This is a genomic window from Actinoallomurus sp. NPDC050550 (assembly GCF_040655075.1).
In the GTDB taxonomy this organism is placed as follows: Bacteria; Actinomycetota; Actinomycetes; order Streptosporangiales; family Streptosporangiaceae; genus Actinoallomurus.
This window is the reverse complement of sequence record NZ_JBFAJC010000006.1, coordinates 176,667-203,440: the sequence shown is the minus strand read 5'-3', so window position 1 is coordinate 203,440 and position 26,774 is coordinate 176,667. Positions and strand designations below refer to the sequence as shown.

Below are 26,774 nucleotides of genomic sequence, written 5' to 3'. Positions count from 1 at the left end.
CCGTGCCGTTCAACCCGGTGAACACGCAGAGCACTGTTCGTCTCACAGTGGGCTCATCAGCAATAACAAGCTTATTGCGCGATCTCAACGGTTGAGTAACTGGTACCACTCGTTACCGGGCCGAGCTGGACAGAAGCCGTAACTCACGGTGTTCTTCCACCTTGGACGCGCCATGACCTGGTGCATCTCAACGCGATGCAAGACGGCCGGAACTGGCCGGATGGAGGGCGTACATGATTGGCAGGAAGTCAGGGCTGACAGCTGCCGCCGCGATCGGCACCCTTGCCCTGGCCCTCGCAGCCTGTGGCGGGGGTTCGGGCGGCAGCAGCGGTTCGGACGATGGCAAGCCGAAGAAGGGGGGCACACTCAGAATCATCGGCGCCGGCGGCCAGGACAACCTGGACCCGACGAGCGCCTACAGCACCGCATCGAGCGCCCTCCAGCGGACCTATTCGCGGCAGCTCTTCGCATACCCGGCGTCGAAGGACCCGAAGGCGGCCTCGACCCCGGTGCCCGACGTCGCCGCATCGATGCCGACGCTGGAGAACGGCGGCATCAGCAAGGACGGCCTGACCTACAAGATCCAGCTGCGGCACGGTGTCATGTGGAACACCAGCACGCCGCGTGAGATGGTGGCCGGCGACTTCGTCCGCGCTTTCAAGCACATGTGCAACCCGGCTTCGCCGGTCGGCGCGCCGAACTACTACGTGCCGAACATCAAGGGGATGCAGTCCTACTGTGACCCCTACCTGAAGAACAAGAAGCTCCAGCAGGACCCCAAGGGGATGGCCGACTACGAGAACGGTCACGAGATCTCGGGTGTCAAGGCGCTGGACAATTACACGATCCAGTTCGAGTTGACGAAGCCCGCCTCTGACTTCATCAGCCTGCTGGGCATGACGTTCGCGTCGGCGGTGCCGGTCGAGTACTACCAGTACGTGCCGGGCAGCACGGACCAGTTCAAGCACCTCGTCTCGGCCGGGCCGTACCAGATCACCGCGTACGACCCGAACAAGTCCATCACCCTGGACAAGAACCCGAACTGGAAGAAGGACTCGGACCCGCTCCACAACCAGTGGGTGGACCGGATCACGGTCACCGAGGGCCAGGGCTCGCCCGAGGCGGTTCAGCAGCAGCTCGAGGGTGGCTCGGCCGACATCTCGCTCGACCAGCCGGTGCCCGCGTCCGCGCTCGGCCGCCTGGCCACGAAGAACGACCCGAACCTGACGGTCAACGGCCCGCCCATCTCGAACCCGTACCTGGTCTTCAACCTGAAGAGCCCGAACGAGAAGAAGGCCATGCAGAACCTCAAGGTTCGGCAGGCCATCGAGTACGCGATCAACAAGGTCTCGCTGGCGAAGGTCTACGGCGGTCCGAAGTACAACACTCCGCTGAACACCGTGATCCCGCCGGACAGCGTCGGCTACCAGGACTACAACCTGTACCCGACCAACGGCAGCCAGGGCGACCCGGCCAAGTGCAAGCAGATGCTGTCGGACGCCGGCTACCCGAACGGGCTCAAGATCAAGGCCGCGTACCGGCAGGCGGGTAACCACCCGGCGATCTTCCAGAGCTACGCGCAGGACCTCCAGGCGTGCGGCATCACCGTCACCGGTGTGCCGGTGCCCCAGGCGGATTTCTACTCGCAGTTCCTGCAGAAGACCGACAACACCCTCGCCGGCAAGTGGGACGTCGCCGCTCCCGGCTGGGTGCCGGACTGGTTCGGCAACAACGGCCGTGCGGTCATCTCGCCGCTGTTCGACGGTCGCAACTGGGCCGACGGCACCTCCAACTACGGTGGTTACAACAGCCCGGTCACCAACGGCCTGATCGACAAGGCGCTCGAGGCCAAGACCGTGGACGAGGCCGCCGGCTTCTGGCACCAGGCCGACCAGCAGATCATGAAGGACGCGGCGATCGTGCCCTTCATGGCGCAGAAGACCCCGTGGTACCACTCCTCGAAGGTCAAGGGCGCCACCTGGCTCCCGATCGCGCAGCAGTTCGACTTCACGAACCTGTGGCTGAGCGGTAGCTGACCCCCACCACTGCCACGCGACGCGGCCGGGCCCCGGATTCCGGTGCCCGGCCGCGTCACATGCACATCCCCGCGCAGATCGCCTGGCATCCTGGCCTCGGTCGATGTCGCCGAGACCGTTCTCATCAGGTAAACATGCTGTGGCTCTGCTCTCTAACCAGTTCTCGAAGGGGAGGACATGAGCCTTCTCGAGGTCCATGACCTAAAGGTCTCCTTCGATACCTCCGACGGAGTGGTCAAAGCCGTCCGTGGGGTGTCGTTCAGTGTTGACCGGGGGCAAACCCTCGGCATCGTCGGCGAGTCCGGCTCAGGTAAAAGCGTGTCCACCCAGACGCTCCTCGGGCTCACGGCCGGCGCACGGATCGAAGGACAGGCTCTGTTCGAAGGTCAAGATCTCTTGACCATGAGCGATGAGCAGCTCCGGCGGATCCGCGGCAAGGAGATCGCGGTGATCTTCCAGGATCCGCTGTCCAGCCTGCACCCGCTGTACAAGGTGGGTCGGCAGATCGTCGAGATGATCCGGAACCACGAGCCCGAGGTCACGAAGGCACAGGCCCGCAAGCGGGCGGTCGACCTCCTCGGCATGGTGGGCATTCCGCAGCCGGACCGGCGGGTGGACGACTACCCGCACCAGTTCTCCGGCGGTATGCGGCAGCGCGCGATGATCGCGATGGCGCTCGCACTGAATCCCAAGCTGATCGTCGCCGATGAGCCGACGACCGCGCTGGACGCGACCGTCCAGGCGCAGATCCTCGACCTCATGCTGCGCCTGCAGCGGGAGTTCGACAGCGCGCTGATCATGATCACGCACGACCTGGGGGTGATCGCCGACCTCGCCGATGACGTGCTGGTGATGTACGGCGGAAAGCCCGTGGAGTTCGCCGATCGGCGCACGCTCTACTACCGGCCGCACCACCCGTACACCAAGGGGCTGCTCGAGTCGATCCCCGGCTCCAGCGGAGCGAAGGACCGGCTCAAGCCGATTCCGGGTCAGCCGCCCTCCCTCATCAACCCCCCGACTGGCTGCACGTTCCATCCTCGCTGCGCGTACATCATGGACCGCTGCGTCACGGATGAGCCGCAGCTGAGGCCGGTGCTCGACGCGGACGGCGGCACCGATCCGAACCACCGGTCCGCGTGCTGGCTGCCCATCGAGGCCACGGGGCTGAAGCCCGAGGCGGAGGAGCTTCGCCGGCAGGCGGTCGCGACGGGACGTACCACGGCGGCCAACATCACCACCCAGGGCGTGGAGGCACAGTGAGCGAGAGCGGTGACGCCCTCGTCAAGCTCGAAGGCGTCTACAAGCACTTCCCCATCAAGCAGGGGGTCTTCTTCAAGAGGGAGGTCGGCCGCGTTCACGCGGTCGACGGTGTCGACCTGGAGGTACGGCGCGGGGAGACGCTGGGCATCGTCGGTGAGAGCGGCTGCGGCAAGTCGACGCTGGCCCGGTGCATCACCGGGCTGCACCCGATCACGAAGGGCCGCATCCTCTTCGAAGGCCAGGACATCGGCACGTCGCCGAACAAGGCGTTCCGGCGCGACGTGCAGATGATCTTCCAGGACCCGTACGGCTCGCTGAACCCGCGCCGCCGGGTGGGCTCGATCATCGGCGACCCGTTCGACATCCACGGCACCGCCTCCGGCGCCGAGCGGAAGCGGCGGGTGCAGGAGCTGATGGAGCTCGTGGGTCTCAACCCCGAGCACTACAACCGGTTCCCCGCGGAGTTCTCCGGCGGGCAGCGGCAGCGTATCGGCGTCGCACGTGCCCTTGCGCTCAAGCCCAAGCTCATCGTCTGCGACGAGCCGGTCTCGGCGCTCGACGTGTCGATCCAGGCGCAGGTCATCAACCTGCTGAAGGACCTGCAGGACGAGCTCGGCCTCACCTACATCTTCATCGCCCACGACCTGTCGGTGGTCCGTTACGTGTCCAACCGGGTCGCCGTGATGTACCTCGGCAAGATCGCTGAGGAGGCGGACGGTGAGGAGCTGTACGAGCGCCCCCGGCACCCGTACACCAACGCGCTGCTGTCGGCCGCGTCGGTGGCCGACCCGGACGCCGCCGAGCGGCGGGACCGCATCGTCCTCATCGGCGACGTCCCGTCGCCGATCAAGCCGCCGTCCGGCTGCCGGTTCCACCCGCGCTGCCCCAAGGCGCAGGAGGCGTGCGTCGGGGACGTCCCCGAGCTCATCGCGCGTGCGGGCGATCCCGCCGATCACCTCACCGCGTGTCACTTCCCGGTCGAGGCCGGGGAGCACCTCGCCCGTGAGACCGCGGGGATCGAGCAGCTGTCCACCGAGCCCACGCTCCCGAGTGCATAGGCGACGACAATGAGCCTCACTGATCTCGAAGCCGACGCATCGCTTCCGGCCGCGGGAGAAGCACAGCCGACCGGTCGCATCGAGGGTCGCAGCCCGTGGCAGCTCGCCTGGGCCCGACTACGCCGCGACAAGGCGGCGATGATATCCCTCGTGATCATCGTCCTGCTCGTCGTCATGGCGTTGGTCGCCCCGCTGATCTCCAAGTGGATCGGGTATGCCCCCGCGTTCGGCGACCGGAAACTCGGCGTCACCGTGGACGGCCTGCCAGTCGGCCCCAACGGGCATCACCCGCTCGGCACCGACCGTCTCGGGCGTGACCTGCTCGTCCGGGCCGTGTACGGCGCGCGCATCTCCCTCATCGTCGGCCTGGTCTCCACTGCCGCGGCCACCATCCTCGGTGTCGTCGTCGGCTCGGTGGCGGGCTACTTCGGCGGTGTCGTCGACACGGTCCTGGCCCGCTTCATGGACGTGACGCTGTCGTTCCCGTACCTGCTGTTCGCCATCGCCCTGGCGGCGGCGTTCGGGGCCAGCACGCCGCTGACGATCTTCGTCATCACCTTCTTCTCGTGGGCCTCCATCGGCCGGATCGTGCGCGGCCAGGTCATCTCGATCAAGCAACGGGAGTTCGTCGAGGCGGCACGGTCTCTCGGCGCGAGCAACATGCGGATCATCTTCATCGACGTGATCCCGAACCTGCTCGCCCCGCTGATCGTGCTGGCCACGATGACGATTCCGGTCGCGATCGTCTTCGAGGCGACGCTCTCGTTCCTGGGAGCCGGCATCGACCCCCGTACGTCGAGCTGGGGCAACATGCTCAGCGACGCCACCGAGACGTACCAGGTCGCCTGGTGGACGCTGTTCGTGCCCGCCGCCTTCCTGCTGATCACGACGCTGGCGTTCAACATCCTCGGCGACGCCGTCCGCGACGCCCTGGACCCGCGCTCCGAGCGTCTCTTCGCGGCCCAGAAGGCCGGCCGGAAAAACCGGAAAAAGAAGAAGTAAGGGACCACCGACATGCTTCGTTTCCTGATCCGGCGGATCGTCTTCGGTGTCGTGGTGCTGTGGATCGTCACCCTGGGCGTCTTCCTGCTGTTCTTCGCCACCTCGAAGGACCCAGCCGCCCGCTTCGCCGGCAAGTCGGCGACGGCGGACACGCTCGCCCTGGTGCGCCACAAGCTCAGCCTCGACCAGCCCCTGACCGTGCAGTACTGGCGCTTCCTGACGCGCCTGCTGAAGGGTGACCTGGGGCAGTCCTTCGTCACCCAGAGCCCGGTCACCGACATGATCAAGAGCGCTCTGCCCGCCAGCCTGTCCTTGATCCTCGGTGCCGCGGTCATCTGGCTCGTCACCGGCGTCGTCACCGGGGTGCTCAGCGCGACCAAGGCGCGGACGCTGCTCGACCGCGGCATCACCGCGGCGGTCCTCGTCGGCATCTCGATGCCCGCGTTCGTCGTCGCGCTGACGCTGGCGTTCCTGTTCGCCAACAAGATCCAGATCTTCCCGGCCTCGGGCTATATCCCGATCCAGCAGAACCCGGTCAGCTGGTTCCAGCACCTGGTGCTGCCGTGGCTGACGCTCGCCCTCCTGCAGTCGGCGATCTACACTCGGCTGACCCGGGGCTCGCTGCTCGACGTGCTCGGTGAGGACTACATCCGCACCGCGCGGGCGAAGGGCCTCCCGGAGAACAAGGTGATCTACCGGCACGGCCTGCGCTCCGCGCTGACCCCGGTGCTCACCCAGTTCGGCGTGGACATCGGCGTCCTGATCGGCGGCACGCTCGTCACCGAGACCGTGTTCGGCCTGCAAGGCATCGGCCAGCTGACCGTACGCTCACTGACCACCGGCGACCTGCCGGTGATCATGGCCGTCGTGCTGATCGCGTCGTTCTTCGTGGTCCTCGCGAACATCATCGTCGACGTCGTGTACTCCTTCCTCGACCCGCGCGTCCGTCTCGAGTAGCGGCCGCGTCGAAGCAGCACCGGAACGGCCGGTCGTCCCCTCAGGGACGACCGGCCGTTTCGCTGCCTTAGGCTTGGGCGGTGTCCTACGCCGCCGACCTGCGCCTGGTCATCCGGGGTCAGGACTTCCGCCGCCTGTTCACGACCCGCGTGATCTCGCAACTCTCCGACGGCGTGTTCCAGGTGGGCCTCGCGGGTTACGTCCTCTTCTCCCCGGAACAACAGGCCAGTGCCACCGAGGCGGCCGCCACCGCCGCGGTGCTGCTACTGCCGTACTCCGTGCTCGGCCCGTTCGCCGGCGTCTTCATCGACCGGTGGCGGCGCCGCCAGATCCTCGTCCACGCCCCGCTCATCCGCGCCGTCGCCGTGGTGGCGACCGCGCTGCTGCTGATGCGCGGCAACGACGGCCTGTTGTTCTTCCTCGCGGCGCTGATCGTGTTCGCCGTCAACCGGTTCTTCCTGTCCGCGCTGTCGGCGGCACTGCCCCGCGTGGTCGGAACGGCCGAGCTCATCACCGCCAACGCCGTGTCGGTGACCTCCGGGACGATGATGACCTTCGCCGGCGCCGGAGTGGGGTACGTCCTGCGGGTGCTGTTCGGCGCCGGCCGAGGCGGCACCGCCGGTGTCCTCCTCGCCGCCGCCGTCCTCTACGTCGCCACCGCGCTCGTCGCCACGCGCATGGGCCGCGACCGGCTCGGCCCGGACCAGAGCGAACTGCGGACCGACACCCGCGAGGCGCTCGGCCGGGTGCTGAACGGACTGCTCGATGGCGCCCGGCACGTACGGGACCGGCGCCCGGCCGCCGCAGCCCTCGGCGCGATCGGCGCCCACCGCTTCCTCTACGGCATCGCGACCATCATGACGGTGCTGCTGTTCCGGAACTACTTCTCGAGCAGCGCGGAGGCCGGCCTCGGCGGGTTCGCCGTCGTCCTCGTCGTCTCCGGCGTCGGATACTTCCTCGCCGCCGTGATCACCCCGGCTGTCACGGGGCGGATCCGCAAGGAGGCCTGGATCGCGATGCAACTGGCGTTCGCGGGCGTCGCCGAGGTGGTCCTCGCGGCGCCGTTCTCGCCGCTGCCGTTCATCCTGGGCGCCTTCGTGCTCGGGCTCGTCTCCCAGGGCGTGAAGCTCTGCGTGGACACGATCGTGCAGACGTCCATCGCCGACGCCTTCCGCGGCCGGGTCTTCTCCATCTACGACATGCTCTTCAACGGCCTGTACGTGGCCGGCTTCGCCGTCGCCGCCGCCCTGCTCCCCGCCAACGGCAAGTCCTACGGCGTCCTCGCCCTCATCGGCGGCGGCTACGCCCTGGCAGCACTGCTCTACTGGCTGTCCATGAAAAACGCGTCGAGGGTTGCCACCGCCGATAGCAACCTGGCCTAGCGGCGCCGACCCGCCGGCCCCGGAGGCGCTGGTTCTGCCGCCGCCCGGCCTTGACCCCCAGCACGCCGCCCTTCGGATCTCGCGCCGCTATGCCGCCTTCTCGGGCTCTGTCCCGTGAGTGGTTCGTCAGCCGGTCGTGGCGTGCTGCCGGGCGGCGGTGACCATCGCGGTCGTGACGCGTGCCAGGTCGGCCTCTGAGGTCACGTAGGGCGGCATCGTGTAGATCAGGTTGCGGAACGGCCGCAGCCACACGCCGTGGGCCATGACGGTGTCCTGGACGGCGGCGACGTCGACGGGGCCGGTCAGCTCGATCACGCCGATCGCGCCCAGCACCCGGACGTCCGCGACACCCGGCAGGTCTCGGGCGGGTTCGAGGCCGGCCGTGAGCAGCTTCTCGATCCCGGCGACCTCGGCCTGCCAGTCCCGCTCGCGGAGGAGTTCGAGGGATGCGGTGGCGACCGCGCAGGCGAGCGGGTTGGCCATGTACGTCGGGCCGTGCATGAGCACGCCGGCCTCGCCCTCGCTGATCCCCCGGGCCACCCGGTCGGTGCAGAGGGTCGCGGCCAGTGTCAGGTAGCCGCCGGTCAGCGCCTTGCCGACACACATGATGTCCGGGCTCACCCCGGCGTGCTCGCAGGCGAACAGGGCGCCGGTCCGGCCGAACCCGGTGGCGATCTCGTCGAGGATCAGCAGCACGTCGTGTTCGTCGGCCAGGTCGCGCAGCAGACGCACGTACGCCGGGTCGTAGAACCGCATGCCGCCCGCCCCTTGGACGACCGGCTCGACGATGATGGCGGCCAGTTCGTGGGCGTGGGCGGCGACGAGGCGTTCGAGGTCGGCGGCGTACGCCGGGTCATGCGCGGCCGGCGGCACAGGGGCGAACACGTGTCGCGGCAGCAGGTCGGTGAACAGGTGGTGCATGCCGCCGACCGGGTCACAGACCGCCATCGCGCCGAACGTGTCGCCGTGGTACCCGCCGCGGACGGTGAACAGCCGGGTCTTGTCCGTACGGCCGCGCGACCGCCAGTACTGCAGGGCCATCTTGATCGCGACCTCGACCGAGACCGATCCGGAGTCGGCGAAGAAGACCTTCGTGAGCGGCTCCGGCGTCGCGTCGATCAGCAGCTCGGCGAGGCGGACGGCGGTGGGATGGGTGAGGCCGCCGAACATCACGTGGGCCATGGCGCCGAGCTGACGGGTGACGGCCGCGTCGAGGACGGGGTGGGCGTACCCGTGGATCGCCGCCCACCACGACGACATCCCGTCGATCAGCTCCCGGCCGTCGGCGAGGGTCAGGCGTACGCCCGTGGCCGACACGACGGGGTGCACCGGCGTGGTCGCGGACATCGAGGCGTACGGATGCCAGATGTGCTCCCGGTCGAACGCGAGCAGCTCCTCAGAGGCCATGCGCCATCATGGCATCCCCGATCAGCCCGGGAGCGTCCGGTGGATCTCCGGCTCCCCTAGCCCAGCTCCTGCTCGCGTGCCCACTCGCGAAGCGCCTCGCTGGCGGCCTCCTTGCCGATCGGGCCGCGGTCCAGGCGCACGTCGAGCAGGAACTTGTACGCCTTGCCGACCGCCGGGCCGGGCTTGATGCCAAGGATCTGCTGGATCTCGTTGCCGTCCAGCTCGGGACGGATCTTGGCGAGCTCCTCCTCCTGCTGCAGCCGGGCGATCCGCTCCTCGAGCTGGTCGTACGTGCGGGCCAGCGCGGCGGCCTTGCGCCGGTTGCGGGTCGTGCAGTCGGCGCGGGTGAGCTTGTGGAGGCGGGGCAGCAGGTGCCCGGCGTCGCGGACGTAGCGGCGCACCGCCGCGTCGGTCCACTCGCCCGTGCCGTACCCGTGGAAGCGCAGGTGCAGCTCGACGAGGCGGGAGACGTCGGCGACGACGTCCTTGGGGTACCGCAGCGCGGTGAGGCGGCTCTTGGTCATCGACGCGCCCACGACCTCGTGGTGGTGGAAGGTGACGCGGCCGCCGTCGACGAAGGAGCGGGTCTTCGGCTTGCCGATGTCGTGCAGCAGGGCGGCCAGGCGCAGGACGAGGTCCGGGCCGTCCTCCTCTTGGGCGATCGCCTGCTCGAGCACGATCAGCGAGTGCTCGTAGACGTCCTTGTGCCGGTGGTGCTCGTCGATCTCGAGTTTGAGCTTCGGGACGTCGGGCAGCACCCGCTCGGCCAGGCCGGTGTCGACGAGCAGCGCGATGCCGGTACGGGGGTGCGCGCCCAGCAGCAGCTTGGACAGTTCGTCGCGGATCCGCTCGGCCGACACGATCTCGATGCGGTCGGCCATGGCCTTCATGGCGGCGACGGTCTCGGGGGCGACGCTGAATCCGAGCTGCGCGGCGAACCGCGCGGCGCGCAGCATCCGCAGCGGGTCGTCGCCGAAGGAGTCCTCGGGGCGCCCGGGGGTCCGGATGACCTTGAGCTTCAGGTCGTGCAGGCCGCCGAAGGGATCCACGAACTCGTGGCCGGGCAGGCGGGCCGCCATGGCGTTGACCGCGAAGTCGCGGCGGGCGAGGTCGCCTTCGAGGGAGGTGCCGTACGTCACCTCGGGCTTGCGCGAGTCGCGGTCGTACGACTCGCTCCGGTACGTGGTGATCTCGAGCTGGAGGTCGCCCTTGCGCAGCCCGATCGTGCCGTACTCGATGCCGATCGTCCAGACGGCGTCCGCCCAGCCCTTGACGATCTCCAGGACGCGGTCCGGGTGAGCGTCGGTGGCGAAGTCGATGTCATTCACCGGACGGCCGAGGAGGGCGTCCCGCACGGGACCGCCGACGAGGGCGAGTTCGTGGCCGGCGGCCGCGAAACGTCGGCCGATCTCGTCGGCGAGGGGTGTCACGCACCGTAGCAGATCGCTGACTGCTACCTGGTGGTCGGAGGTCACGTCGTGGTCGTTCGGCACGGCAATCGAGAGTAGGTCCTCGCACGTGGCGGGCAAAACGCGAATCACCACTTCCGTGATCCGCTAATGCCACGAAATCCGGGTAAATTGCCTGAACAAGGCACGGAGACCACGATGAAGGACGCACTCTCCATCCATCGGCTCTTGCTCGAGCGCCAGACGGCCCACGAGATCGTACGCCTGCCCAAGCACATCAGCGGCGCGGACGATCTTCCTGAGGTGCTCGGCCTGCCGCCGTTCCGCTGCCTGTGCACGCGCGTGTATCTTGCGCACGAACCGCACCGCGCGTACACAGAAGGTCACCACCTCGTCGCGGTGATCGTCACGGCGGGTGCCCGGCCCACGCCGGAGGTCATCGCCGACGCCCTCGGCGTGTCGGAGGTGCGTCCCGCCCCGGCCGACCTGGTCAACGAGGTCACCGACTACGCGGCCGACCTGGTCGCGCCCCTGCTCCTCCCGGCCGGCATGACCATGTTCGTGGACCAGCAGGCCGCCTGCGTCGACGACATCGTCTACACGACCACGGGCGAGGCCTGGACGGCCCTCGGAATCCACACCCTGGACCTGTTCGCGCTCTGTGACGCAAAGCCGACGCCGATCCCCTGCACACACGCCCCAGATGCCCCGCGTCCAACGGATCACTGACCGAGAACGTACGCGTGGCTACTACGATTGCGGCCGTGTCCCGCTCGCGCAGACCGAGTCGTCGTCGGCCCGCCGGCCCGCCGGGCCGTCACCATGAGGAGACGTCGGCGGGCGGTCTGGTCGTCGACCTGACGGCCTCCCCGCGGGCCGCGTTGATCGCCAGATACGACCGTGACGGCCGGCTCCTGTGGTCGCTGCCGAAAGGGCATGTCGAGGCCGACGAGACGATCGAGGAGGCGGCCGTGCGCGAGGTCGAGGAAGAGACCGGCATCCGCGGCCGGATCATCGCCCCACTCGGCACCGTCGACTACTGGTTCTCCGCCGACCGGAGACGCGTGCACAAGACCGTGCACCACCACCTGCTCGTCGCCGTAGGAGGGGATCTGTCCGACTGCGACGCGGAGGTCGCCGAGGTCGCCTGGGTGCCCCTCGACGAGGTGGCCGGGCGGCTCGCCCACGCCGACGAGAAGGCGCTGGTCGCCAAGGTGCCCGAACTGCTCACGGGCGCCGCATGAAGCGGGCGCTCGCCCTCGTGGTCCCACTGGTGCTGACCGGCGGGCCGGCGCTCGCCGCGACCCCGCACCCGCATCACGGCACGATCTCCTCCAGCCACGCCGCGCGCACCACGCGATCCTCCGGCGGGCTGGGTGCCACCCGGGCCTCCCGGGAGAGGCAGCCCACTGGGAAACTGCCCATCGGCGTCGTCATCGGCTCCGTGGCCCCTAATTACCTCGTACGGCCGTCGCAGACGCTCAAACTGAGCGGGGTGCTGCAGAACCAGTCCGACAGCGCGTACCAGCGGCTGTCGGTGCGCCTGCGCTTCTCCACAGCGTCGGTGCAGAGCCGCGGGGCGCTCCAGGCGTACTCCGACGGAAAGCTCAACGATCCGGTCGGAGTCGGGGTGACCCAGGTGGTGCCCGGCGCGGTGCAGCCGGGTGGCCAGCAGCCCTGGCTGCTGAAGATGCCCGTCAGCAAGATGGGCCTCATCAAATTCGGCGTCTACCCGATCTCCGTCGAGGTTCTCAGCGCCGGGGTGGTCGTCGGCCGGCAGCGCACGGTGATCACCTACTTCCCGAAGGGCACGTTCGGCGCCAAGACCAAGGTCTCGTGGGTCTGGCCGGTGGTCGACCAGCCGCACCGCGCCGACGACTCGACCTTCGTCGACGACAAGCTCGAGCGCATGCTCAACTCCGGAGGACGGCTCTCCGACCTGGTCACCGTGGCCGCTCGCTCGAAGGTCAGCTGGCTCGTCGACCCTGGGCTGGCGGACGACGCCGCGGCCATGGCGGGCAAGGACGGCTACGCCATCAAAACCGCCAAGGGCACCGCGCACCAGCCGCAGAGCGTCGCCGCGAACTCCTGGCTGACCAGCCTGAAGCAGGCGCTCGCCGGCAACAAGCGCGTCATCGCCACGCCGTACGCCGACCCCGACGTCATGGCCCTCTCCCGGGCCCGGATGTCCTCGCACATCAAGGCGGCCACCGGCGCGGTGTCCCAGGCGCTGACGCGGGCCAAGCTGCCCATGGAGAGCACATCGGTGGCGGTCCCTCCGGACGGCCTCGCCGACCAGCAGACCCTCAACAACCTCGTCAATGCGGGCGCCCGGACGATCCTACTGAACAGCACCGTCCTGCCTCACCAGGAACAGCGCTACACCGCCGACCCCCTCGCCAAGAAAAAGGTCGGCGGGCAGAACGTCAAGCTCGTCGCATACGACGACACGATCAACAAGGTCCTCGCGACCGAAACCGACGAGCCGGGCGGAGTCGCCCTGGCCGAGCAGCGCTTCCTCGCCGAGACCGCCATGGTCACCAGCGAGCGGCCGGCCATCTCCCGCACCGTGGTGATCGTGCCGCCACGCCGCTGGGACCCGGGCCCCACCTTCGCCGGTGACCTGTTGAAGTTCTCCGCCCATGCGCCCTGGATGCAGGAGATCCCCCTGAGCCAGGTCGAGCGGCAGCCGGCGCAGCCGCGGACCTTCCAGCCGCAGAAGAGCCAGAACGGGCTCTCGAAGCGCTACCTGGGGCAGGTGAAGGACCTCAGCGTGAACGTGGGGCGGTTCACCAGCGTCTTCGAGCCGCCGACCAGCGGGTTCACGCTCGGCGTGTCGCGGCTCGAGTCCTCGGCCTGGAACGACCAGACCCGGGCCGGGTCGAAGCTGCGGCAGACCCTGGACAACGAGCTGCGCAGCGCCCAAAGCAAGATCAAGGTGCTCAAACCCAGCCTCGACCTGGCCGGCAAGTCCGGGCAGGTGCCGATCACGGTCTCCAACGAGCTCGAACACGGCACGGTCAAGATACGGCTGCGCGCCACTTCGCAGAACGCCGCCAGGCTCCGCGTCGAAGGCCCCGGGCCGAAGCAGAGCGAGATCACGCTCGAAGCCGGCCACAAGGAGACCGTCAATCTGTACATGAAGGCCGCCGCCAACGGCCCCGCCTACGTCAACATCGATCTCCTGGGCCCCGACGGCGAGCCGATCACCCAGCCGCTCATGCTCCAGATCCGCGCGACCGCCTACGCGCAGACCGCGCTGCTCATCACCGGCATCTCACTTGCCGTACTCTTCGTCGGCGTCGGATATCGCGTGATCCGGCGTCGAGGTGAGGAAGCGGAGGATACGACCGGTGGCTGAGGCCGAACCCAATCCCGAGGTCGCCGTGACGGCGACCGATCTCCCGGCGATCTCCCTCGAGGAACCCAGCGAGGAGCCCGGCCGCGGCCGGGTGAGCGGGCTGCTCAAGTCCAGCGCCGTCATGGCCCTGGGCACCATCGCCTCCCGTCTCACCGGTTTCCTCCGCACCGCGGTGCTCGTCATGGCCATGGGCACTCTTGCGCTCGGCGACGTCTACAACACCGCGAACACCTTCCCCAACGTCATCTACGACCTGCTCCTCGGCGGCGTGCTCACCGCCGTGCACGTGCCGATGCTGGTCCGCGCGCTGGAGAAGGACCGCAAGTACGGCGAGGAGTACGAGGCGCGGCTGCTGACGCTCGTACTCGGCGCGCTGCTGGCCCTGACCGCGATCGCGATGCTGTGCGCGCCGCTGCTGGTCGACCTGTACGCCGGCTCGTACAGCAAACAGAAGCACGACCTGGCCGTCATCTTCGCGCTCTTCTTCCTGCCGCAGATCTTCTTCTACGGCGTCGGCGCGCTGGCCGGCGCGTCCCTCAACGCGCGCGGCAGCTTCGCCGCGCCCATGTGGACGCCGGTGCTCAACAACATCGTCGTGATCGCGGTCGGCGTCGCGTTCCTTTTCATGGCCGGTCCGGGAGTCAACCCGGCGAACATCACGCACACCGAGATCATCCTGCTCGCGGGCGGCACCACGCTCGGCATCGTGATCCAAACGATCGCCATGTGGCCGTCCCTGCGCAAGGTCGGATTCCGGTACCGGCCGCGGTTCGACTTCCGCCGTGAGGAGCTCGCGCCGGTCGGTGGCATGGCACTGTGGACGCTGCTGTACGTCGCGATCCAGCAGGTCGGCTTCGTCGTCAACACCAACATCGCCAACGGTGCCGGTGACCGGGGCGCACGCGAGGGCATCCGGTACGGCGTCGGGCTCACGCCGTGGACCAACGCGTACCTGCTGTTCCAGCTGCCATGGGCGATCGTCGGCGTCTCGGTGGTCACGGCGCTGCTGCCGCAGATGAGCCGGCACGCCTCCGACCGGCGGTACGACCTGGTCCGAGAGAACATGTCCTCCGCGCTGAACCTGTCGTCGGTGGTCATCGTCCCGTCCGCCGCGCTGCTGTTCGCGCTGGCGCCCGAGATGACCACGTTGTTCTTCGCGCACGGCGCCACTCACGTCTCGGACGCGCTCATGATCGCCAACGTGCTGCAGGCGTTCACGTTCGCGCTGGTGCCGTTCGCCATCTACCAGTTGCTGCTACGAGTCTTCTACGCGCTCGCCGACACACGGACGCCCGCCATCATGGCGATCTTCAACGTCGCGATCAGCATCAGCCTCGGGCTGGTCGGCTACTACACGCTGCCCACGGACAAGATCGTGGAGGGCATCTCGATCGCCCTGGGCATCTCCTGGACGTTCGGCTGCGTCGTGGCCGCCCTGATCCTGCGCCGTCGCCTGAACGGGCTGGGCACCCGCCAGATCGTCACGTCGCACCTGAAAATCGCGATCGCGACCATCCCGGCGTTCGCGTTCGCGTTCGGGGTGCACCTGGCGTCCTTCAAGTTCTTCTACTACCACGCGATCTCGTCGCTGGGCACACTCGTGATCGGTGGAGGAGGAGCGGTGGTCCTGTATGCGCTGGTCGCACGCATTTTGCGGGTCCCAGAGGTGGAGACACTGCAGCGAACCGTGATGGCCAGATTGCCCGGTCGTGGGGCGAGTTAGGATGCGCTGCCCGTAAGGTGGGAGAGCGCGACTCGCGCCGGGTAGTAATCCAACGACGCTCCTCGAGCGTCCTACCATCGGGCGGGAATGTGATGAAGTCTTCCTCTGCCTCCGCAGGAGTGAGGGAGGGTCGAAGGCGCAAGGGAGCCACGGCACTGAATATGGGATGCGACCACCTACGCCGGACGCCGCGTTGAGCACGTCCGTCATCGAACCTGGAACCCGCCTCGCCGGTCGATACCGCTTGGACGACCGCGTAAGCGAAGCGGGTGGTTCCACATTCTGGAAGGCAACGGACGAGATCCTCGCCCGTTCCGTCGCCGTGCTCACGTTCGCCCCGGGCTTCCCCCGGGTGAACGACGTGGTGACCGCGGCCCGCGCCGCGAGCCGGCTCACCGACCCGCGTCTCACCCAGGTCTTCGACGCCGACGACAGCGGCGAGCGCGCCTATGTCGTCAGCGAGTGGGTCACCGGGGAGACCCTCGAAGATCTCCTAGCCCAGGGACCGATGGCGGCCGACCGTGCTGCGGCCTTCCTGCTCGAGGCGGGCGAGGCGCTGACCTCCGCGCACGCCGCCGGCCTGGCCCACCTCTGCCTGACCCCGCACAACCTCGTCTGGACCAGCGGCGGCACCGTCAAAATCACGGGTCTCGGCGTCGAGGCCGTCCTGTCCGGCGCGAACTCCGACACTCCGGCGCTGGACGACGTCCAGGGGCTCGGCGCCATGCTCTACGCCGCGCTCACCGGCCACTGGCCGGGCGGAGAGGGCACCATCCTGCCGCCCGCGCCCACCGGGGCCGACGGCCGCCCGCTCACGCCCGCCCAGGTCCGCGCCGGCATCCCGCACAACCTCGACGCGATCGTCAGCCGGTCGCTGGGCCTCCCCGTCCACGGCGCTCCGGAGCGGTTCGACTCTCCCGCGGCCTTCGCGGACGCCCTCGCCAAGGTCCCCCGGTCACCTCTGCCGTTCGTGCCGCTCGTCGGCTCCACCCCGCCGTCGGTCGTCCCGCGGCCCGAGAGCACGGACCACCGTACGGCCGCCATGGCGTCCCAGCCGATCCCGCCGGTGCAGACCGTGCCGGACAGCGCCCGCATGCGCCCCCCACAGCCGCCCCAGCACACAGGCGGCGGTCACCGCGCCACTGGTGGCGGCGGCCAGGGCTCGGTCAACAAGCCCGTGATGGCCGCGATCGCCGCGATCGTGCTCGTCGTCGTCGCCATCGGCGGCTGGGGCCTGTCCCAGATGAACGACGATAACGCCGCCAAGAACACCAAGAGCCGCGTCCAGACGACGCCCACCCAGTCCAGCAAGCCGACGACCCGAGAGCTCAAGGTCTCCGACGTCCTTCTCGACAACCGGCCGCCGAACCCGGACTCGACCGCGCCGAAGGACCTCCGCAAGGCGGTCGACGGTAGCCCGTCGTCGTACTGGACCACGCAGTACTACTACGGTGCCGAGTTCGGTGGGCAGCGCAAGGGCATCGGCCTGGTCCTCGACATGGGCAAGAGCGTGACCGTCGACAAGGTCACCGTGGCGATGCCGTCCGGCTCACCTGGCCACGTCGAGCTGAGGGTCGGGGACTCCGCGACGCACGAGTCGGACACCAAGGTCACCACCGGTGACGCGGTCGACACCTTCGATATGAAGGCCACCACCCCGGCCAAGGGCCGCTACGTCATCCTGTGGTTCACCAAACTGCCGAACGTCGGGCAGTTCCAGATCAAGGTCAAGGACGTCAAGGTCTTCGGATCCGCGTGAGCCGTTTCCGTCTCGCTCGGCTGAGTTCCGGCCGGCGAGCCGGGGATGCGTACGGATCGTCACGATTCGGTCACGCCGGACGCAAACGTGGCGAGACGGCCATCTTCGTGCGCGCGTTGAGGCCCCTCTACTCGTAGCCGAGCTTTCTCATCGGTAGGGACGTGCCAGGTCGGTCGCGCAACCGAACAAACGAACATTTCCCGGGAGTAAAGAATCTGTCAACGCTTACCCCGCGGACCTGCGGATGCGTGCGGATCGGCATGATCCGGTCACGGCGGACGGGAGGGTACGGGGACGGCTACCATCATGAGCGTGTTGAGGCCCTCCCAATCCGTGCACTCACGTGCTCGCCGGTCGTGCGAACACGGCGGTGCGGCACGACGGGGACGGATGGAGGTCTTCGGGGGGCACGCTGGGCGAGAGCGGCACACCATCGGCGGGGTCGCCGGTTACGGAGCGGGCTGACGGATATGGCGGTCATGCGCGGGGGACGTTCGGTCGAGGCGATCCCGGACAAAGAGCTGCTGTCGCGGCATGCGAATGGGGATCCGTACGCGTTCGCGGAGCTGGTGCAAAGGCACCGTGATCGCATGTGGGCCGTCGCGCTGCGCACGCTCGGCGACCACGAGGAGGCCGCTGACGCACTGCAGGACGCCTTCCTGTCGGCGTACCGAGCGGCGGGCCGGTTCCGCGGTGACGCGGCCGTCACGACGTGGCTGCACCGCATCGTGGTCAACGCCTGCCTCGACCGGGTACGGCGCCGCTCGATCCGGCCGGTCGTGCCGATGGGCGACGACGCCACCCTCGACTCCGTCGCGCCGAAGAACTCCGATCCGACCGCCGCACACGAGCTGTCCCTTGACGTGAGCGAGGCGCTGCAGCGCATACCCTTCGAACAGCGGGCCGCGCTCGTACTGGTCGACATGATGGGATACGCCGTCGACGAGGCCGCCAAGGTCCTGGAGGTCCCACCGGGCACGATCAAGAGCCGGTGCGCCCGTGGCCGGGCCCGGCTCGCACCGCTTCTCGGGCACCTGCGGAACCAAGGACGCGGCTCGGGCGTCGAATCTGCGGAGGAAGGAGGTGGCACATCCGCGTGACTGCCGCACACCTTGACTACGATGCACTGGCCGACCTCGCCGAGGGGATTCTCGACGATGCCACGGCCACATCCGCAGAAGAACACCTGACCCAGTGCGCCCAATGTCGTGAACGGGCCACCGAGGTCGCGGAGGTGTCCCGCGCTCTCGCGGAGGCACCGACTCCGCCGATGCCCGCTCACCTGGTCGAGCGCCTCGACGCGGCGATCGCCGCTGAAGCGGCCTCGCATGTGCCGGGGCATCGGCACGCCCGGCGATTTCAGTTTCTCGCAGCGGCGGCGGCCGCGGTGGTGGTCGTCGGCGGCGGGTCCGTCGTGGCCCGCACCGTACTGGAGAACGGAGACTCCGACAGCGCGACGGTCTCCCAGCGTCCGGTGGAGGAGCCCTCTCGCCCACACGTCGAAGGCAGCCAGCCTCGGCCGCGGGGCGAGCAGACCGCTCCGTACACCGCTCTTCGGAGCGGGACGCGCTACACGTCGGCGGGGCTGGAGTCCCAGCTCGCCTCGGCGCTGTCCTCGGTGTCGGCCGCCGGACACCCTTCACTGAACGCGGCGACCGACGGCGCGCTTTCGGCCTGCGTCGGCCGGGTCAGTGGCGGGAAGGCCCCGCTGCTGGTCGACTCGGCCACGTACAACGGCCGGCCGGCGACGGTCATCGCCTTGGCGGGGGCCGACAGCGGGCATGCCGAGGTCTGGGTCGTCGGACCGAAGTGCTCGGCCGACGACACCGATCTGATCGTCCACCGGCAGATCGCTCGCTGATCTCCGAGTGTCGTACGGCCGTGCCGCTTCGAGCGGGATGGCCGTACGATGCGCGGTCGGCCTACCCGGGAATGCCCGCACCCTAGGATCGGTTTAGGGTCACTGCGAGCGAAGGTGACCGGCAATCGGGGCCGGGTTCGGCTTCGCGGATGCATGCAGAGAGAGGCACTGTGGTGAGCGACGTCCGGAACGTGATCATCATCGGTTCGGGGCCGGCGGGGTACTCAGCAGCGATCTACGCCGCCCGCGGGGACCTGCGGCCGCTGGTGTTCGAGGGTTCGGTGACGGCCGGTGGCGCTCTCATGAACACCACCGACGTGGAGAACTTCCCGGGCTGGCCCGACGGCATCATGGGCCCTGACCTGATGGACAACCTGCGCAAGCAGGCCGAGCGCTTCGGCGCCGAACTGGTCACCGACGACGTGACCGAGGTCGACCTGGCGGCGTCGCCGAAGGTCGTGAAGGTCGGCGAAGACACCTACCTCGCCAAGACGATCGTGATCGCCACCGGGTCGAAGTACCGCGAGCTCGGGCTGCCGACAGAGAAGCAGCTGTCCGGCCGCGGTGTCTCCTGGTGCGCCACCTGTGACGGGTTCTTCTTCCGCGACAAGGACATCGCGGTGGTCGGCGGCGGCGACTCGGCGATGGAAGAGGCGATCTTCCTGACGCGGTTCGCGCGGTCGGTCACCATCATCCACCGGCGGGACAAGCTGCGCGCCAGCAAGATCATGCAGGACCGGGCGTTCGCCAACGAGAAGATCCGCTTCGAGTGGAACAGCGAGGTCGCCGAGATCGTCGGTGACGACAAGCTGACCGGTGTCGTCCTCCGCGACATCAACACCGGCGAGCAGCGCACGCTGGAGATCTCCGGCCTGTTCATCGCGATCGGGCACGAGCCGCGTACGGAGCTGTTCGCCGACCAGCTGGACCTGGACGAGGAGGGCTACCTCAGCGTCAAGGCTCCGACGACCCACACCAACATCCCCGGCGTCTTCGGCGCGGGCGACGTGGTCGACCACCGCTACCGCCAGGCGATCACCGCGGCCGGCACCGGCGCGGCGGCGGCCATCGACGCCGAGCGCTGGCTCCAGGACGAAGGCATCGCCGAGCTGACGCCGCAGCAGGTCTGATCCGGCCCGTCAACCGCTCGATCCGGACTTTTTTCCCAGCCTCCCGCGGCTGGAATAGGACGGCCCCGCGTTCTCACGCGGGGCCGTCGCCATTTCACGCCTCTGGCCTGCAGAAACTCGTCAGAGCCGCAGTGTGCCGCGAACGCCGGTTCCCTGGTGTGATCGGATCAATCCGGGGGTCCGGCGGCTTCAGGAGCCTCTCAGGCCACAGAATGCCCTTACCCCACTCACGGCACATTACGACCCCTCCCGACGGGCGTCTCTCATCGGCGAATTCGCGATCTGACCGGTGTGTCGCCTTGCGTCAAACAGCATTCGGCGCACTCCGACGCTCATCACCATGATCACGGCAGTGGTTCCGCCGAGCAGCATGACGGTCGGCAGGGACGTGCGATCCACGATGACGCCGCCGACCAGAGCACCGGTTGAAAGCGTCGCCTGAAACGACGCCGTGAACAACACCGAGGCCGCCTCCCTCGCGTGCGGGGCCGCCTTGACGAACCACGCCTGCGAACAGACCGGGACGGCACCGTAGCCCACACCCCAGACGATGAGCAGTGCGACGGCACCCGGCTCCCACCGGCCGAAGGACGGGAGCGCCAACGTAGCCCCGGCGATCAGAGCTCCGGCGACCCCGAAGGCGGCGTACGGGTGACGGGCGACGACCGCGCCCGCCAGGAAGTTGCCCACGATGCCCGCGACGCCGTACGTCAGCAGGAATACCGTGATCAGGCTCGCGGGGACGTGTGTGCTCCGTTCCAGGAACGGCGTCACGTAGGTGTAGGTACCGAAGTGCGCGAGCACGACGAGCACCGTCACCAGTAGCGCGAACCGGGTGTCGACGCTGCGGATCATGCCGCGCAGGGCGGTGAGGCGCGTGACCTGCTCGGCGGGCAGCGGCGGCAGCAGGGTGGCGAGGGTGATGAGCACAGCGACGGACAGCAGGCCCAGCACCACGAAGGCGACCCGCCAGCCCTCGACATCTCCGATCAGCGTCCCCAACGGCACGCCGAGAACCGACCCCAGCGGAACGGCCGAGAAGATGACGGCCGTCGCCCGGCGCGTGGATCGCGCCGGGACCAGACGGTCGGCCAGGCCAGCGCCGATGGACCAGAAGCCGCCGATGACGACCCCCACGAGCACGCGCGAGATCAGCACCGCCCAGTACGCCGGCGCGCCTGCGGCGATGAAGTTCGCCGATGCCAGAAGGAACATGAAGGCGCACAGCATCAGCCGCCGGTCGAGCCGGGCGGTCGCGACGGTGACCGCGGGTGCGGAGACCGCCGCGAGATAACCGGGCATGGTCATCATCAGCCCGGCCGTTCCGTCGGAGATGGTGAAGCTGGAGCCGATGGACGTCAGCAGCCCGATCGGAAGGATCTCGGTGGTGACGATCGAGAAGATCCCCATCATCACCGTGAGCACCGCCGGCCAGCTGGTCGGTGCCGGCCTCGCCGACCTGGCGCCACCGGCCGAAGTGGTGAGCGTGGACATCGATCCCGTCCTGTTGGGTGGATGGCAGTGCCTTCCACCCAACAGGCGCCGTCGGCCGAGAACCGGCGGATTCACGACGTCACCGTGGCCACCGAAGGGTGTCGTCGGATTGTCGCTCGCCGGACGGGAGTGACTAAGAACTCGTCCGGTGGATGCTCGCGAGTCACCTACGACAGAGCCGACGGCACGACAAGCCGCGGAGTAGCGGGCCTGAGCGTCGCTTGACACCGGGTCCGGGCCCGGAGACGCCCTCAGACGGGTCGGAGAGCGCCCTCCGGGGACATGGAGCCCAGGAGGCGTTCCAAGGCGACCTCGACGTCCTCACGCCAGGAGATGGCGGACTTCAGCTCCAGCCGCAGGCGCGGGAACCGGTGGTGCGGCCGCACCGTCTTGAAACCGACCGCGAGCATGTACTCGGCGGGGAGAACGCAGGATGGCTTCTCCCACTTGAGATCGCCGAAGGCCTCGATCGCGCGGATGCCCCGCCGGGTGAGGTCCTTCGCGACACCCTGGACGAGCATCCGGCCGAGACCGCCGCCCTGGAACTCCGGGACGATGTGCGCGGTCATCAGCAGCGCGGCGTCGGCGCTCACCGGGCTCGTCGGAAACGCCACGGAGCGCGGGACGTAGAGCGGCGGTGCGAACAGGACGTACCCCGCGGGCACCCCGTCGACGTACACGATCTTGCCGCAGCTGCCCCACTCGAGGAGGGTGGCGGAGATCCAGGCTTCCTTCTCCAGCTCGGGATCGCCGCAGTCCTCGGCCCGCTGCATGCTGACCGGGTCGAGCTCCCAGAACACGCACCTGCGACACCGCGATGGCAGGTCCTCAAGATTGTCGAGCGTGATATTCACCAGACGACGCGACACCGGCCAGGCCCCCTTCTAGGGCGGAGCGCCTTCACTCTCAGGAACCTATTCCCGCTCCAGGAGGAGCTTAGAGCTTCCGCTTGAACTGTGGCTCGATGGCGGATGGCCGCTGTTTCACGTGAAACCATCCGCCCGATCCGAGCCGGGGGTGTCACCCTCGGGTCTGAATCAAAGCCCCCGTCCGTAGCGAGCGGCGTCCAGGTGCTGCCTCGCAAGGCCGAGGAGGGAGTCAGCCCGGTGTTGGCTGGCGACCGACGACAACGTGGCGAGGCGGCGCCTGGGCGCCGCGCAGTAGGGCAGCGGGGCTTTGAGACTGACCCTAGGAACGGCCGTCCGGCGTCATCGCGTCGACGATCCGCTCGAGGTCCTCGAGCGTGGCGAACTCGACCACGATCTTTCCCTTGCGCTGTCCGATGTCGACGCTCACCTTCGTTTCGTAGAGCTCTGACAGCTCCGAGGCGAGCTCCCTGATCCGTGGGTTCTCCGGCTTGCTGGGCGCCTTGCGTCGGGCGGCCTTCTTGGTCTCGCCGCCCTCGCCGAGCGCGATGAGCTCTTCGACCGCTCGGACCGAGAGGCCCTCCTCGACGATCCGCTTGGCGACATGCTCCTGGCGCTCGGGGCTCTCCAGTCCGAGTAGCGCGCGGGCGTGACCGGCGCTCAGCACCCCGGCGGCGACGCGCCGCTGCACGGCCGGCGGGAGGTTCAGCAGCCGCAGGGTGTTGGTGATGTGCGGGCGGGAACGGCCGATACGGGTGGCGAGCTCCTCGTGCGTCGCACCGAAGTCGTCCAGCAGTTGCTGGTACGCGGCGGCCTCCTCCAGCGCGTTGAGCTGCTGCCGGTGGAGGTTCTCCATGAGGGCGTCGCGCAGCATCTCGTCGTCGCCGGTGTCCCGGACGATCGCCGGGACCTTCTCCAGACCGGCCATCTTGGAAGCGCGCAGTCGCCGCTCGCCCATGATGAGCTCGTAGCCGTCCGGCCCGAGCTCGCGAACGACGATCGGCTGGAGCAGCCCGACGATCCCGATCGACGCGGCCAGCTCCTCCAGCGCCTCCTCGTCGAACGTCTGCCGCGGCTGTCGCGAATTGGGAGTGATCTCCGCGATGGGCACCTCGGCGAAATGCGCCCCGGCCACCGCCTGCGGCTGGTTCCCGCCGTCGGTCGACGCCGACGTGGGGGTGCCAGTGGGCGGCGACGCCGGCTGCGCGGGCGCCGTCGGGATCAACGCGCCCAGGCCCTTGCCCAGGCCTCGTCGTGGCTGACTCACTTGCGACCTTCCCTACGTCCTTCTGCGGTGTCGGCGGACCCGGTCGAGGCCCGCACCGCACGCCTCGGCGCGAATGATCCGGTCATGCGGCACCCTCCGCTCCCCGGTAGGCCATCTCGCGGGCGGCCTCCGTGTAGGCGAGCGCACCGCTGGAACTCGGGTCGTAGGTCAGCACGGACTCGCCGTAGCTCGGCGCTTCGGACACCCGGACGCTCCGGGGGATCACCGTGCCCAGGACCAGCTCGCCGAAGTGGCTCCGCACCTCGTCCGCGACCTGGGCGGCCAGGCGGGTTCGCGCGTCGTACATCGTGAGCAAGATGGTCGAGACGGCGAGGTTGGGGTTGAGGTGCTGCCGGACGAGGTCGACCGTGTGGAGGAGCTGGGTGAGACCCTCCAGGGCGTAGTACTCCGTCTGGATCGGGATCAGCAGTTCGTTCGCACCCGTCAGGGCGTTGACGGTGAGCAGGCCCAGGGACGGCGGGCAGTCGATGAGCACGAAGTCGAACTTCTCGGTGTCGTACGCCTCCAGCGCTCGCCGCAGGCGACCCTCGCGCGCGACCATCGGCACGAGGTCGACCTCCGCTCCGGCGAGGTGAAGGGTCGCCGGAGCACAGTAGAGATTCGTCAGCCCTTCGGCCGGCACGACGATCTCATCGAACGGCGCGCCTTCGAGGATCACGTGATAGACGGACGGGATGTCCGCGTGATGCTCCACACCCAACGCGGTGGAGGCGTTCCCCTGGGGATCCAGGTCGACCACGAGCACCCGGTTGCCGTGCATCGCCAACGCCGCCGCCAGGTTCACGGCGCTCGTCGTCTTGCCGACGCCGCCCTTCTGGTTGGCGATCGTCATGATGCGGCACTGAGGCGGCCTCGGCCACTCCTTCTCGTTCCGCTTCGCAACCGCCTTGAACGCGGCCGCCGTCGCTTGCACCATCGGCTGCGCTGTTTCACGTGAAACATCGGCCGACTTGAGCGCCTCACTTACCAACTTCGACTCCCCATGGACCGGGTCACGTTGCGACGTCTCATTGACAGGATCGACAGCGGGCGGGATCTCGGCGGCGAGATCTCCCGCCGGTTCTTCGTCGGGTCTTGCGGCCAGCGGGACCGCGGGCGGGGCCGCAGGCGGGGCCGATGCCTCCGCGGCAGGTGCGGGCGGCACGACCGGGGTGGCCGATGACGTCACCGGCGTCGAGGTGTGCGCCGTCGAGGGAGTCGCGGGCGGAGACGGGACCGCGGCTCTCGGCGCCGCGACCGTCGACGGGGACGAGGCCGCCGTCACACCCGGCCAACCGAGACCGGACGCGTCCTGCCGTGACGCTCCGGCGGTACGGTCCGGCCATCCCAAGCCCTCTGCTGTCGTCAAGGACCGTCACCTCTTCCGTTCGCCGCGCCGGTGCCCGCCGCGACGAGAACTCGTCCGTTTCCCCGAGGGTTGCGGAGCCTTGCCGGCGACGACACGGACGATCGTCGCCGGAGGCTCGACTTTACCGTGACCCACGTGGAGCACTTCTGCGGCGCGAACACCGAATTGCTTCAGAACGGGGCCCGCCTCCTCGAGCTCGGCCGCCGCTCGCTCCCCCTTCAACGCCAGGAGCTCACCGCCCGGCCGCAGCAGGGGCAGCGCCCACCTCGCCAGCCGCTCGAGCGGCGCGACCGCCCGAGCCGTGACGACATCGGCAGCGAATTCGCCGACGACCTCCTCCGCGCGGCCTCGCCGAACCTCGACGTTCGGCAATCCGAGCAGATCGACGCACTCCTGGAGGAAGACAGTGCGGCGAAGAAGCGGCTCGAGAAGCGTCACCGACAGGTCCGGACGGGCGATCGCCAACACCAGCCCGGGCAGCCCGGCGCCCGAGCCGATGTCGACGATGGACGCCTCTGCCGGGATCACTTCCGCCATCACGGCGCAGTTCAGCAGGTGGCGCTCCCACAGTCGCTCGACTTCGCGCGGCCCGATGAGGCCGCGTTCGACCCCGGGGCCGGCGAGGAACTCGGCGTACCTCTCAGCGGAAGGCAGTGCGTCGGTGAAGATCTCGCGGGCGATCGACGGTGCAGGAAGTAGTGGCATGGCTCAGCGGCTCAGAAACGTCGTATGGGTCCCCACAGTGTTGGAATGCTTCCACATCGCACGGCGTCCGGGAAACGCCGACCCGCACGGCCCGCCCCCGAGCGTGACATCGATGCCCCTGTTCCCTGCCCCTCGGTGACGCCCCTGAACGCCGCAGCCGGACGATCCGCGCGGCACCGACGTCGCCCTGGTCGTACGGGCTGATGGCGGTTCGTTCGGATTTCGACTCGGCTTCCCCGCCGGAAAATCCGGTCCTTTGCATATCTCTCGTGGACCGGGTAGGTCTTCGGCCGGCCGATCCATCCCCGGAAGGAGCCGTCTCAGATGGGGCATCGGAACGGGCCTGGCGTTCATCGCCATGGGAGCGATCCTCGCCTTCGCCCTCAACTTCCACGTCAGCGGGATCGACATCCAGATGATCGGATGGATCCTGATGTTCGTCGGCGCGGCATGGCTGGGGATCACATTCGCCTACACCCGACCGCGTCGCCGTCGGCAGGTCACGGAGATCGTTCAGGATGATCCGCTGTATGTCAGCGAGGAGGAGCGCCCCCAGACGATCATCGTCCGGGAGCCTCCCGCGGAGCGCGCGCCGGAATCGTCCGCCCGCCCGCGGTCCGTCTCGCAGGCCCGCCGTGATGTCACGAGGTACGAGCCGGAGTAATCGGAGAAGCCGCCACGACCAACCGCGGACCGGCCAGCCGACCTGTACCAAAAAGATACGGCCC

The 26,774-nt window shown here is 68.7% G+C and carries 22 protein-coding genes; 15 read left to right on the top strand and 7 right to left on the bottom strand.

Features of this window, described 5'->3' with window-relative positions; genetic code table 11:
* The first annotated feature begins 233 nt into the window (after positions 1-233).
* The 6 genes from AB0I04_RS11310 to AB0I04_RS11285 all read left to right on the top strand — a co-directional run bounded on the left by AB0I04_RS11310 (position 234) and on the right by AB0I04_RS11285 (position 7,695).
* A complete protein-coding gene (locus tag AB0I04_RS11310; protein WP_360882166.1) occupies positions 234-2,036 on the top strand; it encodes an ABC transporter substrate-binding protein in 1,803 nt (600 codons plus the stop codon).
* Between the two features lie 177 nt (positions 2,037-2,213).
* Entirely contained in the window at positions 2,214-3,296 is a 1,083-nt protein-coding gene (locus AB0I04_RS11305; protein ID WP_360882164.1) for an ABC transporter ATP-binding protein, read from the top strand.
* The gene (locus tag AB0I04_RS11300; protein WP_360882162.1) at positions 3,293-4,354 is read left to right on the top strand and encodes an oligopeptide/dipeptide ABC transporter ATP-binding protein; all 1,062 of its coding nucleotides are present in this window, start codon (positions 3,293-3,295) and stop codon (positions 4,352-4,354) included. The genes AB0I04_RS11305 and AB0I04_RS11300 overlap by 4 nt, the downstream gene beginning before the upstream one ends.
* 9 nt (positions 4,355-4,363) lie before the next feature.
* On the top strand, positions 4,364-5,356 hold the full coding sequence (locus tag AB0I04_RS11295; protein WP_360882160.1) for an ABC transporter permease: 993 nt from the start codon (positions 4,364-4,366) through the stop codon (positions 5,354-5,356).
* 12 nt (positions 5,357-5,368) lie between these two features.
* The gene (locus tag AB0I04_RS11290) at positions 5,369-6,313 is read left to right on the top strand and encodes an ABC transporter permease (RefSeq protein WP_360882158.1); all 945 of its coding nucleotides are present in this window, start codon (positions 5,369-5,371) and stop codon (positions 6,311-6,313) included.
* 80 nt (positions 6,314-6,393) lie between these two features.
* Entirely contained in the window at positions 6,394-7,695 is a 1,302-nt protein-coding gene (locus tag AB0I04_RS11285) for an MFS transporter (RefSeq protein ID WP_360882156.1), read from the top strand.
* 126 nt (positions 7,696-7,821) lie between these two features.
* On the opposite strand, the gene bioA is transcribed toward AB0I04_RS11285, so the two are convergent.
* Together bioA and AB0I04_RS11275 are read right to left on the bottom strand one after the other, a co-directional pair.
* On the bottom strand, positions 7,822-9,102 hold the full coding sequence (gene bioA / locus AB0I04_RS11280) for an adenosylmethionine--8-amino-7-oxononanoate transaminase (RefSeq protein WP_360882154.1): 1,281 nt from the start codon (positions 9,100-9,102) through the stop codon (positions 7,822-7,824).
* 56 nt (positions 9,103-9,158) lie between these two features.
* Entirely contained in the window at positions 9,159-10,577 is a 1,419-nt protein-coding gene (locus tag AB0I04_RS11275) for a CCA tRNA nucleotidyltransferase (protein WP_360882413.1), read from the bottom strand.
* A gap of 132 nt (positions 10,578-10,709) precedes the next feature.
* Between AB0I04_RS11275 and AB0I04_RS11270 the strand changes: the two genes are divergently transcribed.
* From AB0I04_RS11270 to trxB, 8 genes are all read left to right on the top strand, one after another.
* Positions 10,710-11,240 (top strand): YbaK/EbsC family protein, encoded by a 531-nt coding sequence (locus AB0I04_RS11270; RefSeq protein ID WP_360882152.1) that lies wholly within the window; start codon positions 10,710-10,712, stop codon positions 11,238-11,240.
* A gap of 35 nt (positions 11,241-11,275) precedes the next feature.
* Entirely contained in the window at positions 11,276-11,755 is a 480-nt protein-coding gene (locus AB0I04_RS11265) for an NUDIX domain-containing protein (RefSeq protein WP_360882150.1), read from the top strand.
* Complete coding sequence (locus tag AB0I04_RS11260) at positions 11,752-13,872, top strand: DUF6049 family protein (RefSeq protein ID WP_360882148.1); 2,121 nt, start codon at positions 11,752-11,754, stop codon at positions 13,870-13,872. The genes AB0I04_RS11265 and AB0I04_RS11260 overlap by 4 nt, the downstream gene beginning before the upstream one ends.
* The gene (gene murJ, locus AB0I04_RS11255; protein ID WP_360882146.1) at positions 13,865-15,595 is read left to right on the top strand and encodes a murein biosynthesis integral membrane protein MurJ; all 1,731 of its coding nucleotides are present in this window, start codon (positions 13,865-13,867) and stop codon (positions 15,593-15,595) included. The genes AB0I04_RS11260 and murJ overlap by 8 nt, the downstream gene beginning before the upstream one ends.
* 244 nt (positions 15,596-15,839) lie before the next feature.
* Positions 15,840-17,354, top strand: a complete 1,515-nt coding sequence (locus AB0I04_RS11250) for a protein kinase family protein (protein ID WP_360882144.1) — start codon at positions 15,840-15,842, stop codon at positions 17,352-17,354.
* 479 nt (positions 17,355-17,833) lie between these two features.
* On the top strand, positions 17,834-18,454 hold the full coding sequence (gene sigM, locus AB0I04_RS11245; RefSeq protein WP_360882142.1) for an RNA polymerase sigma factor SigM: 621 nt from the start codon (positions 17,834-17,836) through the stop codon (positions 18,452-18,454).
* Complete coding sequence (locus AB0I04_RS11240) at positions 18,451-19,215, top strand: hypothetical protein (protein WP_360882140.1); 765 nt, start codon at positions 18,451-18,453, stop codon at positions 19,213-19,215. The genes sigM and AB0I04_RS11240 overlap by 4 nt, the downstream gene beginning before the upstream one ends.
* Before the next feature lie 173 nt (positions 19,216-19,388).
* Entirely contained in the window at positions 19,389-20,345 is a 957-nt protein-coding gene (gene trxB / locus AB0I04_RS11235) for a thioredoxin-disulfide reductase (RefSeq protein ID WP_360882138.1), read from the top strand.
* A 237-nt stretch (positions 20,346-20,582) separates the two neighbouring features.
* Here trxB and AB0I04_RS11230 read toward each other — a convergent pair whose 3' ends face one another.
* The 5 genes from AB0I04_RS11230 to rsmG all read right to left on the bottom strand — a co-directional run bounded on the left by AB0I04_RS11230 (position 20,583) and on the right by rsmG (position 26,046).
* Positions 20,583-21,839: an MFS transporter gene (locus AB0I04_RS11230; protein ID WP_360882136.1), complete on the bottom strand. Its 1,257-nt coding sequence runs from the start codon at positions 21,837-21,839 to the stop codon at positions 20,583-20,585.
* 251 nt (positions 21,840-22,090) lie between these two features.
* Entirely contained in the window at positions 22,091-22,708 is a 618-nt protein-coding gene (locus AB0I04_RS11225) for a GNAT family N-acetyltransferase (RefSeq protein ID WP_360882134.1), read from the bottom strand.
* 319 nt (positions 22,709-23,027) lie between these two features.
* Positions 23,028-23,972, bottom strand: a complete 945-nt coding sequence (locus AB0I04_RS11220) for a ParB/RepB/Spo0J family partition protein (protein WP_360882132.1) — start codon at positions 23,970-23,972, stop codon at positions 23,028-23,030.
* An 82-nt stretch (positions 23,973-24,054) separates the two neighbouring features.
* Positions 24,055-24,909, bottom strand: a complete 855-nt coding sequence (locus AB0I04_RS11215; RefSeq protein WP_360882130.1) for an AAA family ATPase — start codon at positions 24,907-24,909, stop codon at positions 24,055-24,057.
* A 438-nt stretch (positions 24,910-25,347) separates the two neighbouring features.
* A complete protein-coding gene (gene rsmG, locus AB0I04_RS11210; RefSeq protein ID WP_360882128.1) occupies positions 25,348-26,046 on the bottom strand; it encodes a 16S rRNA (guanine(527)-N(7))-methyltransferase RsmG in 699 nt (232 codons plus the stop codon).
* A gap of 256 nt (positions 26,047-26,302) precedes the next feature.
* Here rsmG and AB0I04_RS11205 point away from each other — a divergent pair, with 256 nt between their 5' ends.
* A complete protein-coding gene (locus AB0I04_RS11205) occupies positions 26,303-26,710 on the top strand; it encodes a DUF6458 family protein (RefSeq protein ID WP_360882126.1) in 408 nt (135 codons plus the stop codon).
* The last annotated feature ends 64 nt before the right edge of the window (positions 26,711-26,774 follow it).

Excerpts from the sequence above, each read along its gene's own strand:
- AB0I04_RS11295 (WP_360882160.1), top strand. The coding sequence starts at position 4,364 with ATGAGCCTCACTGATCTCGAAGCCGACGCATCGCTTCCGGCCGCGGGA.
- AB0I04_RS11290 (WP_360882158.1), top strand. The coding sequence starts at position 5,369 with ATGCTTCGTTTCCTGATCCGGCGGATCGTCTTCGGTGTCGTGGTGCTG.
- sigM (WP_360882142.1), top strand. The coding sequence starts at position 17,834 with ATGCGCGGGGGACGTTCGGTCGAGGCGATCCCGGACAAAGAGCTGCTG.
- AB0I04_RS11230 (WP_360882136.1), bottom strand. The coding sequence starts at position 21,839 with ATGTCCACGCTCACCACTTCGGCCGGTGGCGCCAGGTCGGCGAGGCCG.
- bioA (WP_360882154.1), bottom strand. The coding sequence starts at position 9,102 with ATGGCCTCTGAGGAGCTGCTCGCGTTCGACCGGGAGCACATCTGGCAT.
- AB0I04_RS11215 (WP_360882130.1), bottom strand. The coding sequence starts at position 24,909 with ATGGTGCAAGCGACGGCGGCCGCGTTCAAGGCGGTTGCGAAGCGGAAC.
- AB0I04_RS11305 (WP_360882164.1), top strand. The coding sequence starts at position 2,214 with ATGAGCCTTCTCGAGGTCCATGACCTAAAGGTCTCCTTCGATACCTCC.
- AB0I04_RS11270 (WP_360882152.1), top strand. The coding sequence starts at position 10,710 with ATGAAGGACGCACTCTCCATCCATCGGCTCTTGCTCGAGCGCCAGACG.
- AB0I04_RS11260 (WP_360882148.1), top strand. The coding sequence starts at position 11,752 with ATGAAGCGGGCGCTCGCCCTCGTGGTCCCACTGGTGCTGACCGGCGGG.
- rsmG (WP_360882128.1), bottom strand. The coding sequence starts at position 26,046 with ATGCCACTACTTCCTGCACCGTCGATCGCCCGCGAGATCTTCACCGAC.
- AB0I04_RS11310 (WP_360882166.1), top strand. The coding sequence starts at position 234 with ATGATTGGCAGGAAGTCAGGGCTGACAGCTGCCGCCGCGATCGGCACC.